Annotated in this window: 11 protein-coding genes and 1 tRNA gene; 6 read left to right on the top strand and 6 right to left on the bottom strand. The window is 72.4% G+C overall.

Annotated elements, in window-relative coordinates; genetic code table 11:
- Positions 1 to 65 precede the first annotated feature (65 nt).
- The 3 genes from AV521_RS18135 to AV521_RS18125 are packed head-to-tail and all read left to right on the top strand — an operon-like array spanning position 66 to position 4,500.
- Positions 66 to 1,235 (top strand): HpcH/HpaI aldolase/citrate lyase family protein, encoded by a 1,170-nt coding sequence (locus tag AV521_RS18135; protein WP_076089497.1) that lies wholly within the window; start codon positions 66 to 68, stop codon positions 1,233 to 1,235.
- Positions 1,232 to 3,688, top strand: a complete 2,457-nt coding sequence (locus AV521_RS18130; protein ID WP_076089496.1) for a phosphoribosyltransferase — start codon at positions 1,232 to 1,234, stop codon at positions 3,686 to 3,688. The genes AV521_RS18135 and AV521_RS18130 overlap by 4 nt, the downstream gene beginning before the upstream one ends.
- Entirely contained in the window at positions 3,688 to 4,500 is an 813-nt protein-coding gene (locus tag AV521_RS18125; protein WP_076089495.1) for an HAD family hydrolase, read from the top strand. The genes AV521_RS18130 and AV521_RS18125 overlap by 1 nt, the downstream gene beginning before the upstream one ends.
- Before the next feature lie 377 nt (positions 4,501 to 4,877).
- Here the strand turns inward: AV521_RS18125 and AV521_RS18120 are convergent, their stop codons facing one another.
- The 4 genes from AV521_RS18120 to AV521_RS18105 form a co-directional block, all read right to left on the bottom strand.
- Positions 4,878 to 5,093 carry a zinc ribbon domain-containing protein gene (locus tag AV521_RS18120; protein ID WP_076089494.1) on the bottom strand — a complete coding sequence of 72 codons (216 nt, stop codon included), beginning with the start codon at positions 5,091 to 5,093 and terminating at the stop codon, positions 4,878 to 4,880.
- A gap of 9 nt (positions 5,094 to 5,102) precedes the next feature.
- Positions 5,103 to 5,633 (bottom strand): DUF4383 domain-containing protein, encoded by a 531-nt coding sequence (locus AV521_RS18115; RefSeq protein ID WP_076089493.1) that lies wholly within the window; start codon positions 5,631 to 5,633, stop codon positions 5,103 to 5,105.
- A 96-nt stretch (positions 5,634 to 5,729) separates the two neighbouring features.
- Positions 5,730 to 7,127: a hypothetical protein gene (locus AV521_RS18110; protein WP_076089492.1), complete on the bottom strand. Its 1,398-nt coding sequence runs from the start codon at positions 7,125 to 7,127 to the stop codon at positions 5,730 to 5,732.
- 94 nt (positions 7,128 to 7,221) lie between these two features.
- Positions 7,222 to 7,992, bottom strand: a complete 771-nt coding sequence (locus tag AV521_RS18105) for a DUF4097 family beta strand repeat-containing protein (protein WP_076089591.1) — start codon at positions 7,990 to 7,992, stop codon at positions 7,222 to 7,224.
- 228 nt (positions 7,993 to 8,220) lie between these two features.
- Here AV521_RS18105 and AV521_RS18100 point away from each other — a divergent pair.
- Positions 8,221 to 8,292, top strand: a tRNA-Val gene (locus tag AV521_RS18100).
- A gap of 37 nt (positions 8,293 to 8,329) precedes the next feature.
- On the opposite strand, the gene AV521_RS18095 is transcribed toward AV521_RS18100, so the two are convergent.
- Together AV521_RS18095 and AV521_RS18090 are read right to left on the bottom strand one after the other, a co-directional pair.
- A complete protein-coding gene (locus AV521_RS18095; protein ID WP_076089491.1) occupies positions 8,330 to 8,686 on the bottom strand; it encodes a hypothetical protein in 357 nt (118 codons plus the stop codon).
- Positions 8,687 to 8,876: 190 nt separating this feature from the next.
- On the bottom strand, positions 8,877 to 9,776 hold the full coding sequence (locus AV521_RS18090) for a ketopantoate reductase family protein (protein WP_076089490.1): 900 nt from the start codon (positions 9,774 to 9,776) through the stop codon (positions 8,877 to 8,879).
- A gap of 93 nt (positions 9,777 to 9,869) precedes the next feature.
- Here AV521_RS18090 and AV521_RS18085 point away from each other — a divergent pair, with 93 nt between their 5' ends.
- Positions 9,870 to 10,100 carry a DUF2277 domain-containing protein gene (locus AV521_RS18085; RefSeq protein WP_076089590.1) on the top strand — a complete coding sequence of 77 codons (231 nt, stop codon included), beginning with the start codon at positions 9,870 to 9,872 and terminating at the stop codon, positions 10,098 to 10,100.
- A gap of 216 nt (positions 10,101 to 10,316) precedes the next feature.
- Complete coding sequence (locus tag AV521_RS18080; protein WP_076089489.1) at positions 10,317 to 12,263, top strand: FAD/NAD(P)-binding domain-containing protein; 1,947 nt, start codon at positions 10,317 to 10,319, stop codon at positions 12,261 to 12,263.
- Positions 12,264 to 12,329 lie beyond the last annotated feature (66 nt).

Here is a 12,329-nt window from a genome sequence, read left to right as displayed (position 1 = left end):
CTACGTACTATTACCGGCCACCTTTTACCGAACACAGACTCGGCTCGCACTCTTGAGGGAGTCCTATGCGTCATTTCGGGCACATCGCCCCCGAGGTGCGGCAGCGCCTCTTCCACCGGGAGCCCGGCGCGTTCAGCGCCGACTCTCCGGCCCGGCTGCTCGCCGCCGCCCTCGGCGCCACCCTGTACAGCCCGGCCACCCGGCCGCGGCTTGCCGACGACATCGTCAAACAGGCCGGGAACGGCGTGGTCTCGATGGTGCTGTGCCTGGAGGACTCGATCGACGACGCGGACGTCGTGGCCGGCGAGGAGAACCTCGTCCGGCACTTCGCCGATCTGGCCGCCCGGCCCGGAGCCGAGCCGCCGCTGCTGTTCATCCGTGTCCGCGCCCCCGAGCAGATCCCCGACCTCGCCCGCCGCCTCGGCCCGTCCATACGGCTGCTGTCCGGATTCGTACTGCCGAAGTTCACCGAGGAACGCGGCATCCCCTTCCTGGAGGCCCTGACGGCAGCCGAGGCCGAGAGCGGCCGCCGGCTGTTCGCCATGCCCGTCCTGGAGTCCCCGGAGCTGCTGTATCGCGAGTCCCGCGTGGACACCCTGGAAGGCATCGCCCGCGCCGTCGACAAATACCGCGACCGGGTGCTGGCGCTCCGCCTGGGCGTGACCGATTTCTGCTCCTCCTACGGCCTGCGCCGCGCCCCGGACATGACCGCCTACGACGTCCAGATCGTCGCCTCCGTGATCGCCGACGTCGTGAACATGCTGGGCCGGGCCGACGGCACCGGATTCACCGTGACCGGCCCGGTGTGGGAGTACTTCCGGGTCTCCGAGCGCATGTTCAAGCCGCAGCTGAGGCAGAGCCCGTTCCTGGAGGTACAGGCCGTGGAGCTGCGCGAGAAGCTGATCGAGCACGCCATGGACGGACTGCTGCGGGAGATCTCCCTCGACCAGGCCAACGGCCTGCTCGGCAAGACCTGCATCCACCCCTCCCACGCGCTGCCCGTCCACGCACTGTCCGTGGTCAGCCACGAGGAGTACAGCGACGCCCAGGACATCCTGCGGCCCGAACGCGGCGGCGGGGGCGTACTCCGGTCGGCCTACACGAACAAGATGAACGAGGTGAAGCCGCACCGCGCCTGGGCCGAGCGCACTCTGCTGCGCGCCGAGGTCTTCGGCGTCGCCCACGAGGACGTGGGCTTCGTGGAACTGCTCGCTGCCGGAATAAGGAACGTATGAAGAACGCGGTGAACGACGAGGTCTGGTCCGGCAGTTGGGTCGCCGAGCGGCTCGGCGTCGAACTCATGGGAGACGACGGCCTGCCGGCCCTGCTGGGGCTCGCCCTGCGGCGCAATCCCAAGCGGGCCCATCTGCTGGTGTCGAACGTCCTCGGCAAGCATGTGCCGCAGTCGCCGGCGGTCGTCTACGACTACGGCTACCGCCTGGGCCGACGGGTCTTTGCGCTGCTCGGCGAGGCGGAGGCCGCCGGCGCCGTGGTCCTGGGCTATGCGGAGACCGCGACCGGACTGGGCCACGCGGTGGCCGACGGCGTCGGTACAGCGCCGTATCTGCACTCCACGCGGCGGCCGGTGGCCGGGGTGGCCCGTGCAGGCGGCTTCGAGGAGTCGCATTCCCACGCCACGTCTCACTTGCTGCTGCCGGAGGATCCAGAGCTGTTGTCAGGCCAGGGGCCGCTGGTCCTGGTCGACGATGAGTTCTCCACCGGCAACACCGTGCTCAACACCATTCGTGCCCTGCACGAGCGGTATCCGCGGGGGCGATATGTGGTGGTCGCCCTGGTCGACATGCGCTCGCCCGAGGACGCGGCTCGGATGGAACGGTTCGCCACGGAGATCGGGGCGCGGGTGGATCTGATCGCTGCCGCGTCCGGAGTCGTACGGCTTCCGTCGGATGTGCTGGAGAAGGGGCAGCAACTGGTGGCGCACCATGAGTCCGCCGGGTGCGGGTCCGTCGTGGTCGCTCGCGCAGTTCCCCGCGCCACTGGGGTGCCGTCGCTCGACCTGCACTGGCCGGTCGGCCTTCCCGACGGCGGGCGCCACGGCTTCACGCCCGCTCACCGCGCCCGTCTCGAAGCCGCGCTGCCCGCCATGGCCGGCCGGATACGCGACGCGCTGCCCCCCGGCGCCCGGCGCGTGCTCGTCCTCGGCTTCGAGGAGCTGATGTACGCCCCGCTGCGGCTCGCACACGAGCTGGAGCAGGTCGCCGACGCCGAGGTGCGGTTCTCCACCACCACCCGTTCGCCCGTCCTCGCGGTGGACGACCCCGGCTACGCGATCCGCACCCGTATGGTCTTCCCCGCCCATGACGACCCGGCGGACGGCCCCGGCGAGCGCTACGCCTACAACGTGGCGGGCGGTGGCTTCGACGCCGTCGTGGCGGTGGTCGACTCCGTCGCCGACACCCCGGCCCTGCACGCCCCCGACGGCCTGCTGGCCCGCCTCGCCGCCCACACCCCGCACGTCCTGCTCGCGGTCGTCCCGTCGTACGTTCCGCACGCTCCCGAAAGGCCGGCCATGCTGCCCGAGCCCCTCCGTGGCCCCGCATTCTCCTCGTACGCGCCCGAGGAGGTCGGCTGGCTGCTCCAGGACCTCTCCGACGTCACGCTGGAGGCGCCGACCGAGGAGCGGGAGGAGGCCATCCAGAGCGGCGGTGCGCACTACGCCGAGTCGCTGCCGGTGGAGTACCAGCCGAGCGAGCAGTACCAGGAGCTGTTCCACACGGCCCTCGACGCCTCCACCGCGCGGCTCGCCCAGGCGGTCGGCGTGGTGACCGAGGCCGTCATCGCCGAGCGGTCACCGCGCCCGGTGCTGGTCTCGCTCGCCCGCGCGGGCACCCCGGTCGGCATCCTGATGCGCCGCTGGGCCCGGTTCCGGCACGGCCTCGACCTGCCGCACTACGCCGTGTCGATCGTGCGCGGCCGCGGTATCGATGCGGGCGCGCTGCGCTGGCTCGCCGCCCATCACGACCCCCAGGACGTGGTCTTCGTCGACGGCTGGACCGGCAAGGGTGCCATCACCCGCGAACTCGCCCAGGCCGTCGAGGAGTTCGAGAAGGCAGAGGGCATCAGCGGCTTCGACCCGGAGATCGCCGTACTCGCCGACCCGGGCTCCTGCGTGCGCACCTACGGCACCCGCGAGGACTTCCTCATCCCCTCCGCCTGCCTCAACTCGACCGTCTCCGGCCTGATTTCGCGTACGGTCCTGCGCGCCGACCTGGTCGGCCCGGACGACTTCCACGGCGCGAAGTTCTACCGGGAACTCGCCGGCGCCGATGTCTCCGTGGCCTTCCTCGACGCCGTCTCCGCGTGCTTCTCCGAGGTCGCCGGCACCGTCGACGAGGCGGTGAAGGAGCTGATGGCCGAGGACCGCACCCCGACCTGGGCAGGCTGGCGAGCCGTCGAGCGGATCAGCGAGGAGTACGGCATCCATGACGTGAACCTCGTCAAGCCCGGCGTCGGCGAGACCACCCGGGTGCTGCTGCGCCGGGTGCCCTGGAAGATCCTGGCCCGAAAGGGGGCCGGGGCCGATCTGGACCACGTCCGCCTGCTCGCCGAACAGCGTGGGGTCCCGGTCGAGGAGGTCGGCGAACTGCCGTACAGCTGCGTCGGGTTGATCCACCCCCAGTACACGCGGGGTGCCACGGGCGCGGACGGCAGGGCGGTGAACGTCTGATGCCGGTGCTGGTGGCGAGCGACCTCGACCGTACGCTCATCTACTCCTCGGCGGCCCTCGCGCTGACCATGCCGGACGCTCGGGCGCCCCGGCTGCTGTGCGTGGAGGTGCACGAGGCCAAGCCGCTCTCCTACATGACCGAGACGGCGGCCCAGCTGCTGACCGACCTCGGTGACACGGCCGTCTTCGTGCCGACGACGACCCGGACGCGCAAGCAGTACCAGCGGATCAACCTGCCCGGACCGCCCCCGAAGTACGCGATCTGCGCCAACGGCGGCCATCTGCTGGTCGACGGGGTCACCGACGCCGACTGGCACGCGGGTGTGCAGGCGCGGCTCGCCGACGAGTGCGCGCCGCTGGCGGAGGTCCGCGACCATCTGCAGCGCTCCGCCGACCCCGTCTGGGTGCGCAAGCACCGGGTCGCCGAGGACCTGTTCGCCTATCTCGTGGTCGAGCGCGAGCTGCTGCCCGAGGACTGGGTGAAGGAGCTGGCGGTGTGGGCGGAGAACCGCGGCTGGACCGTCTCGCTCCAGGGCCGCAAGATCTACGCCGTCCCGCAGCCGCTCACCAAGAGCGCGGCGGTACGGGAGGTCGCCCGCCGTACCGGCGCCGAGCTGACGCTGGCCGCCGGGGATTCCCTGCTCGACGCCGACCTGCTCCTCGCCGCCGACCGGGGCTGGCGCCCGGGACATGGCGAACTGGCCGACACGGGCTGGACCGCACCGGAGATCAACGCGCTTCCGGAGCGGGGGGTACTGGCGGGGGAGCGGATCGTACGGGAGTTTCTACGGGCGGCACGGCAGCAGGCCTAGGCCCTGTCGTCCAACTCCCTGCCCCACTGCTTTGAGGGCGGGGAGGCACCCCCAGCCCGGCGGCGTCCGGCACGCAGATCTGCCGCGTTGCCGTCGATCACCGACGCCGGGCTTCGCCCCCGCCGGGCCTGCCCTCCGGGCGGACGACGGGAGTTCGACGTCTGGGCCTGGGGGCGCGGGGAACTGTGTGTCCAGCTGCGACGGGCCGCGGCCGGCAACGTACCGCGCGGCTCAGCGGCGACACCCCCGCTCGCGCGGGGCACCCCCGCTGGGCCCGTCCTTCGGGCGGACGGCGGGAGTTTGACGACAGGGAGTGGGGGCGCGGGGAACTGTGTGTCCAGCTGCGACGGGCCGCGGTCGGCAACGTACCGCCCGGCTCAGCCGCAACACCCTCCACCGCAACAACCGCCCCCGCCGCCACCCGCGGGGGTGGACGGCTTGGCGGCCGAACCGCCCACCGCGACGGTGGACAACAGCTTCACCGTGTCGCCATGCCCGGCAGGGCAATCCGCAGGGGCGGCGGACTCCGCCATCGGCCGGCTCAGTTCGAACGTGTCGCCGCAGGTCCGGCAGCGGTACTCGTAGCGAGGCATGGGCACAGACTAGCCGCCGTCCGCAGGACGCTCCCGCTCGACCGCATCGGGATGGCGGGCCCGCCAGTACGGGTTGTCGTGCGGCAGGGTCGAGCCGACCCGGCCGTACATGCCGAAGGTCATCAGCAGCAGGCCCACGACAAAGCTGAACAGCACGTTCTGGATCTTGAACGCCAGGAAATTGTGCGCGGTGTCGAGCAGACCGAGGAACAGGAAGCCGTTCAGCAGGAACAGCACGCCGAGCACCATGTTCAGCGTCGAAGCGACGTTCCCGCCGATCACCATGCCGATCAGCAGGATCGCCCCGATGCAGATCGAGAGCACGCTGAGCGCGCCGTTGGTGTTCAGCCCCGCGGCCGTCGCACCACCGGTGCTGAAGAAGCCGATGTGGTTGAGCAGACCCAGGACGCCGAAGGCGACGAGGAACGCGCCGATCAGACCCGCGCCGATCCGGTAGACCGTGTTCAGCCGGTGGTCGACGGGCAGGTGCCTGTCGAACTCGATCCGCCGTCGCGGCGTGTGCGCTGCGTGTGTGGCCATGGCCGCCTCCCTCGGGCGCTAGCGGAGGCCATCCGTCCACCCAATATCCGCCTGCCCGACTCACGCGGCAACACACACCGCTACGGCGACACCCCCTCAGTGCCCCCCGCGCTCCTCACGAATCTGGGCCACCACACGCCCCGCCACCTGCCGGACGGCCTCCGTCTCGGTCAGGAAATGCCAATAGTCGGGATGCCGCCCGACCTCCAATGCCCCGATCGCCCGCTCCAAGCGGGCCACCGCGTCGTCCAGCGGCCGCGCATGCCGGGGATCCGGCGTCGTACGGCCCGTCATGGCAAGCCGCTGGGCGTCCCGGATCGCGAACCGGGTGCGCTCGATCTCGGCCTGCGGATCCTTCTGTACGGCGTTCAGCCGGGCCAGCCGGTCGCCGGCGGCCGACACGGCCTCGTCGGTGGTGTTCAGCAGGGCCCGCACCGTCGACAGCAGTGACGTCGCGTCCGGCCAGCGCTGGGCGTCCCGGGCCGCCTGCGCATCGCGGAGCTTCAGCTCGGCCTGTCGTACGTTCTCCGCGGCCTGCTCGGGCACCTGCTGCAGGTCCTGCCAGCAGGCGGCCGCGAACCGGCGTCGCAGCTCGCTCAGCACCGGGTCCACCTGCCCGGCCCGGGTGGTCAGCGCCTGGGCCCGGGTGCGCAGGCTGACCAGCCGGTGATCGATCTCGGCGGCCTTCTCCGGCAGCCGCTCGGCCTCGGCCCGGATCGCCCCGGCCTCCCGCTGCACCCGCTCGGCCCGCTCCACCGTCTGCTGCACCCCGTGCTGCCCGGCGCCCTGGTTCAGCCTGGTCAGCTCGGGGGACAGCGCGGCGAGCCGGCCGGCCAGGTCATCGGCCCGCAGCCCCTTCTCCCGTACGGCGTCCAGGGCGTTGCTGGCGCCCAGCAGCGCCTGCCGGGCCCGCTCCACGGCGGGTGCCAGCCGGGCCAGCTGGGTCTCGGCCTTGCCGAGCAACGGCCCGAGTGAACCGCCGAACCGGTCCAGGTCCTGCTTGACCCGGATCAGCTCGTCCTTGGCGGATGTCAGCTCCGAGCGCGCCCGGGAGGCCGCCGCGGCCTCCAGGTCGTCCCGGTCGAGATCATGGGCGTCGACGGCCTGGATGTAGCGCTGGCTGACCTCGTCGATGCGCCGGCCGAGCGCCTCGAAGTCGGTGGCGGCACGCCGGGCGGCGGGGGAGTCGTCCACGGCCGTGATGGTCTCGATGGAGATCCTGAGGTCCCGCTGGGCGGTGTCCAGTTCGTAGAACGCGGCCGCCGCGGCGTCCTTCGCGGCCTGTGCCTCGGCCCGCTGGCTCTCCGCCCGGCCGCCGAACCAGCGCCGGGTGCCCCCGCCGGCGAACGCGGCGGGCAGCGCGAGCGCGGCCAGTACCGGCAGGCTCATCAGGGTGAGGGTGTCGCGCAGAGCCGAGGACCCGCCGCGGAGCCGCACGGTCGACGGCGGATGCGGGTACGACCGCTTCGCTGGCGTGCCCGGTGTCGCCGTCACATCCCGCTCCCGTGGTGTGGTTCGCCGTGGGTGGTGTCATTCTCCCACCCGTTGTAGACGAACACACGGGCCGGTCAGTTCGCGCTGCGCACGGTCACTTTCCCGTCCTGACGGTCACTTTCCCGTCCGCGGAATGGGCCGAGACCCGGTGCGGGCTGCTGTCGTCGCGGGGCACGGACACCGACACCCCGCCGTCGTCGGAGCCGGCCGACAGCCGGTACGCGCCCTCGGGCAGGGCGACCGTGACGGCGCCGTCGGTGCTGGAGGCGTCCACCTGGTCGGGTACCGCGGACAGCCGCACATCCACGGAACCGTCGCTGGTGGCCGCCTTCACCCGGCGGGAGGAGACGTCGGCACGCACCGAACCGTCCGCGGACCTCAGGTCGAGCGGCCCGCTGGAGTCGGTGACGTGCACGGAGCCGTCCGCGGTGTCGACGCTCAGCGGATCCCGGAACCCCTGCGCCCGTACGCCGCCGTCCGCGTCGTCGACCTTCACACTGATCCCGCGCGGCACCACGATCCGGTGCCGGGCCGAGCAGTCCGCGATGAACCCCGAGCAGTGCACGCGCAGCACCAGCCGGTCGTCCTTGAAGGACCACCGCACCGCCGGACTGCCGCCGACCACGACGGACCCCTGGAACCACCGGGTCACCTCGACCGTGCCGGACTTCGCGGAGCCGTCGGCGACGACCTCCAGGGCGGAGTCGTCGGAGTCGACGGTCAGAGTGCGGCCGTGCAGCGCGAAGGACCGGTGGTCGGGGTGCTTGTCGTCACTGGCGGAGGCGCCGCAGGCGCTGACCCCCGCGACGAGCACCCCGGTGACCGCGGCCATGGCGGCGGCGCGGACTGGAACGGAACGGGCCATACGGGCCATACGGATCTCCCCCTGCACCGGTCCGCCGGGTCACGGCGGCCGGACCAACTCGGTCTCCGCCGACCCTAGATGATCATCATCCGCGCCCCGATCCGGCAGCCTCCCGGACCTGGGGTGGGGTTAACCCCCGTACGCCTCGGCCCGGCGTTACAGGTTTGCGGTGCACCGGTCCCGGCAAGGTAGGCTGTCGACTCGTCCTGGGCGCACTGCCCGGATGCCGGGTGCGTAGCTCAGGGGTAGAGCGCCTGCCTTACAAGCAGGATGTCGGCGGTTCGAAACCGTCCGCGCCCACCGATGGAGCCTCCGGCCGTATGGCCGGGGGCTCTTCTCATTCCTCCCCGGGCTGTTCCTCCTCGGTCCGCCGCTCCTGGGCGTGCTTCAGCCGGGTGCGGGCCTCCATGCGGTCCGCCGCCGCGACCTCGGCCCAGAAGCGGTGCGTGCTGACGAACACCGCCAGCTCGTGCTCGCGGCGGCGCAGCTTCTCCACCTCGGCCTGTTCGTCCGCCGTCCAGCCCGGGGACGCGGGCCGCTCCACCCTGCGCCAGCCGGTGTCGTCGCTGAAGCCGTCCATCGGCTGCACCGACCAGGGCAGTCGCTTGAGCAGAGCCGACAGCTCGGCCCGGACCTGATGCAGCTCCTCCTGACCGGCGAGGAGGTCACTGGGGAATTCATAGGTCGTCGCCACGCGGCAATGCTACGCCTGTTCGATTTTGGGTGGCGAGCGCGTTCGTGGGACTGACGGGAGGTTCAGCCAAACGGGTGGTCGAACGGGTCGCCGATCACTGCGCCCGGTGTGCCGATCACCGCGGGCGGGCCCGCCGCGGTGCATCCGGTGCCGGCCCAGTGGCTGTTGGGCCACCGGGCCGACGGGGTTCTCAGTGGCCGGCGGCCCGCAGTTCGTCCAGCAGGCGGGCCGTCACCGGCACCGGCACGCCGTGCCGGCCGGCCGCGCGCAGCAGCGCCCCGCCGATGGCGTCGAGTTCGAGCGGGCGGCCCGCCTCGGCGTCGCGCTGCATGGAGGACTTGGCCCCGGGCGGGAAGGTGTCGTACCGGGCTAGGGCCTGGGCCGGGTCGGCGGGGGCGCCGCAGGCGCGGCTGACGGCGGCGGTCTCGGCGACCAGGGACTCCAGTTCCGTACGGTGCCGGGTGCGGACCTCGCCGAGGGGGAGGCCGTACCGGGTGGTGAGCAGGGCGAAGGGGGCGAGGAACGCCATCTTGGCCCACAGGGACGCGGTTTCGTCCTCCCGTATCCGGGCCGTCACGCCGGCGGACGTGAGGAGTGCGGCCAGCTGATCGAGGCGGGGACGGGAGACGGTGTCGCCGGCGAGGTCGATCTCCGTGAACGGGCTGCCGTGCTCGATCACGCCCGGGGCGAGACGGGTGGACTCCACGCGGATCACGGCGGGCGCCACGCGGTCGGGGCGGTAGCGGTCGCGCAGGGCCGCGGGGTGTTCGACGCCGTTCAGGAGCGGTACGACGAGGGCGTCGCCGAGAGCGGTGGGCGGGACGCGGGTGAGGGCGGCGTCCAGGGTGGTGTGCTTGACGGCGATCAGGCAGGCGTCCACGGGCTCGCGCAGTTCCGTGGCCGCCTCGACGGGGGCCGTGAAGTCGCCGAACTGGCCGCTGCGGACCTGGATCCCGGTGCCGCGCAGGGTGTCGGCCGTCTCTTCCCGGGCCAGGCAGATGACACGGTGGCCGGAGCGGGAGAGCAGGGCGGCGAGGAGGCCGCCGGTGCCGCCGGGGCCGAGCACGGCCACGGTGTTCTTGGTCGCCATGAGGCTGTTCCCTTCGTCGGTCGGCCCCGGGGATCGGTGGCCGCCTTCGAAGTGATCGTCGCACCGGGACGTGGTGTGCGTGAGACTGGGGGCATGTGCCGGAGCATCAAGACGCTGCGTCCGCCCGTGCTGCCCGACGAGGCCACGGACGAGGACATCCACGCCGCCGCGCTGCAGTACGTGCGGAAGGTGTCGGGCTTCCGGGCCCCCGCCGCCCACAACCGCGAGGTCTTCGACCGTGCGGTGGCCGCGGTGGCCGAGGCCACGGCCGAACTTCTCGGGGGCCTGGAGGTGCGGGGCCACCCGGTGCGGGGCGAGGGATAGCCGACCCGGGGCGCGGGCCTGTATCGATGTGCGGCTCCCCGCCACACCCCCGCACTCCGACGATTCCCGCACCACTCCCCACAATCCGGCATGACGGACAACTCGGGTCTCGAACAAGGTACTCAGGGCGCACGGGGCATGATGAAGCGCGCCGTCCGCTTACGGCTCACGCCGGCGGAGGCCGTCCCGCCCCCCCCACGCCCGGGAGTCCCTCCTTTGTCTGCACCGAGCCAGGAATCCCCCACGGTCTCCGCATCCCCCACGGTCTCGGTCGCCCTGGTCGGGGCCGGGCCGCGCGGAACCAGCGTCCTGGAACGCCTCTGCGCCTCCGCGCCGGCGCTGCTCGCGCCCGGTGTCCGGCTGACGGTCCATGTGATCGACCCGGCCCCGCCCGGCCCCGGGCGGGTCTGGCGGACCACGCAGTCGGCCGAGCTGCTGATGAACACCGTGGCGAGCCAGGTGACGCTGTTCACCGACGACAGCGTGGACTGCGCGGGCCCCGTCCGCCCCGGACCCAGTCTGTACGAGTGGGCGGACGGCGAGCTGGGCCCGGACGACTATCCGACCCGTGCGCACTACGGCCACTACCTGGAGTGGGTCTTCGCCCGCACCCTCCGCGAGGCGCCGGAGGAGATTCGCGTCGAGACCCACCGGGCCCGTGCGACACGGCTGGACGACGATGCCGCTGCCGACGGCCGGCAGGTGCTCACCCTCGACGACGGCCGGGTGCTGTCCGGGCTGGCCGCGGTGGTGCTGGTCCAGGGGCATCTGCCCACCGCCGAGGGCGAGGAGCGGCGGCGCGAAGCCGCGTACGCCGCCCGGCCGGGCCTCACCCACGTCCCGCCCGCCAATCCGGCCGACGTCGAGCTCGGCGCCGTACGGCCGGGCGAGGCCGTGCTGCTGCGCGGGCTGGGGCTGAACTTCTTCGACTACCTGGCGCTGTTCACCAGCGGCCGGGGCGGCCGGTTCGTCCGGGACGGGCCGGACGGCACCCTGCGCTATCTGCCCTCCGGACGGGAACCGCGCCTGTACGCCGGCTCCCGGCGCGGGGTGCCCTACCAGGCACGTGGCGACAACGCCAAGGGCCCGTACGGCCGGCACGCCCCGCTGCTGCTCACCCCGGAGGTGATCGCGGGCTTCCGTAAACGCGCCGACTCCGGCGACGCGCCCGACTTCCGCGCGGAGATATGGCCGTTGGTCGCGAAGGAGGTGGAGACGGTCTACTACTGCGCGCTGATCGAGAGCGCGGGGCATACGGGGCGTACCGAGAGCATGGACCGCGCCGGGCGCTCCGCCTTCGCCGAGGGCTTTCTCGCCGTACCCCACGGCGATCCCCGAGAGGCGCTGCTGCTGGACGAGTTCGGGGTCGGGGCTCAGGAGCGGTGGTGCTGGGAGCGGGTGTCGCGGCCGTACGGGGAGCGGGGGTTCGCGGATCCGGGGGAGTGGCGGGCGTGGCTGCTGGGGTATTTGCGCGAGGACGCCGCGCAGGCCGCGCTGGGCAATGTGCGCGGCCCGCTCAAGGCGGCCCTCGACGTGCTGCGCGACCTGCGCAACGAGATACGGCTGGTGGTCGACCACGGCGGGCTGAGCGGCGCCTCCCGGCGCACGCATCTGGACCGCTGGTACACACCGCTCAACGCCTTTCTGTCCATCGGCCCGCCCCGGCGCCGTATCGAGGAACTGGCGGCTCTGCTGGAGGCGGGGGTGGTGGAGGTACTCGGCCCGCGCCTCCAGGTGCGGGCCGAGCGGGAGGCATGGCTGGCCTCCTCGCCGGACGTGCCGGGCTCCGGCGCCCGTGTGACGACTCTCATAGAGGCACGTCTTCCGGAGCCGGATCTGCGGCGTACGGCCGACGAGTTGCTCGCCGGGCTGCTCGTGGACGGAGGCTGTCGGCCGCACACGGTGGACGGTTACGAAACCGGGGGGCTGGACGTGACACGTCGGCCGTATCACCTGATAGATCGTCAAGGAGCAGTCCACACAAGGCGGTTCGCCTTCGGTGTGCCCACGGAGGGCGTGCACTGGGTGACGGCGGCCGGGGCCCGGCCGGGCGTGGACTCGGTCACGCTGTCGGACGCCGACGCGGTCGCGCGGGCCGTCCTGCGCGTGGCCGTCTGCGAAGCGGAGTCGCGGGCGGAAGCGGACGGTATGGCCAAATGTTGAACTTGCAAGCACTGATTAGGTAGCCCTAACCTGGGTCTCTCGTTCGGTACCGCCGCCCCCACGACC

This window comes from Streptomyces sp. IMTB 2501 (genome assembly GCF_001953885.1).
Lineage (GTDB): Bacteria > Actinomycetota > Actinomycetes > Streptomycetales > Streptomycetaceae > Streptomyces.
The sequence above is the reverse complement of the archived record's forward strand: the minus strand, read 5'-3'. Positions and strand labels throughout refer to the sequence as shown.

Excerpts from the sequence above, each read along its gene's own strand:
- AV521_RS18135 (WP_076089497.1), top strand. The coding sequence starts at position 66 with ATGCGTCATTTCGGGCACATCGCCCCCGAGGTGCGGCAGCGCCTCTTC.
- AV521_RS18130 (WP_076089496.1), top strand. The coding sequence starts at position 1,232 with ATGAAGAACGCGGTGAACGACGAGGTCTGGTCCGGCAGTTGGGTCGCC.
- AV521_RS18125 (WP_076089495.1), top strand. The coding sequence starts at position 3,688 with ATGCCGGTGCTGGTGGCGAGCGACCTCGACCGTACGCTCATCTACTCC.
- AV521_RS18120 (WP_076089494.1), bottom strand. The coding sequence starts at position 5,093 with ATGCCTCGCTACGAGTACCGCTGCCGGACCTGCGGCGACACGTTCGAA.
- AV521_RS18115 (WP_076089493.1), bottom strand. The coding sequence starts at position 5,633 with ATGGCCACACACGCAGCGCACACGCCGCGACGGCGGATCGAGTTCGAC.
- AV521_RS18105 (WP_076089591.1), bottom strand. The coding sequence starts at position 7,992 with ATGGCCCGTTCCGTTCCAGTCCGCGCCGCCGCCATGGCCGCGGTCACC.
- AV521_RS18090 (WP_076089490.1), bottom strand. The coding sequence starts at position 9,776 with ATGGCGACCAAGAACACCGTGGCCGTGCTCGGCCCCGGCGGCACCGGC.
- AV521_RS18085 (WP_076089590.1), top strand. The coding sequence starts at position 9,870 with ATGTGCCGGAGCATCAAGACGCTGCGTCCGCCCGTGCTGCCCGACGAG.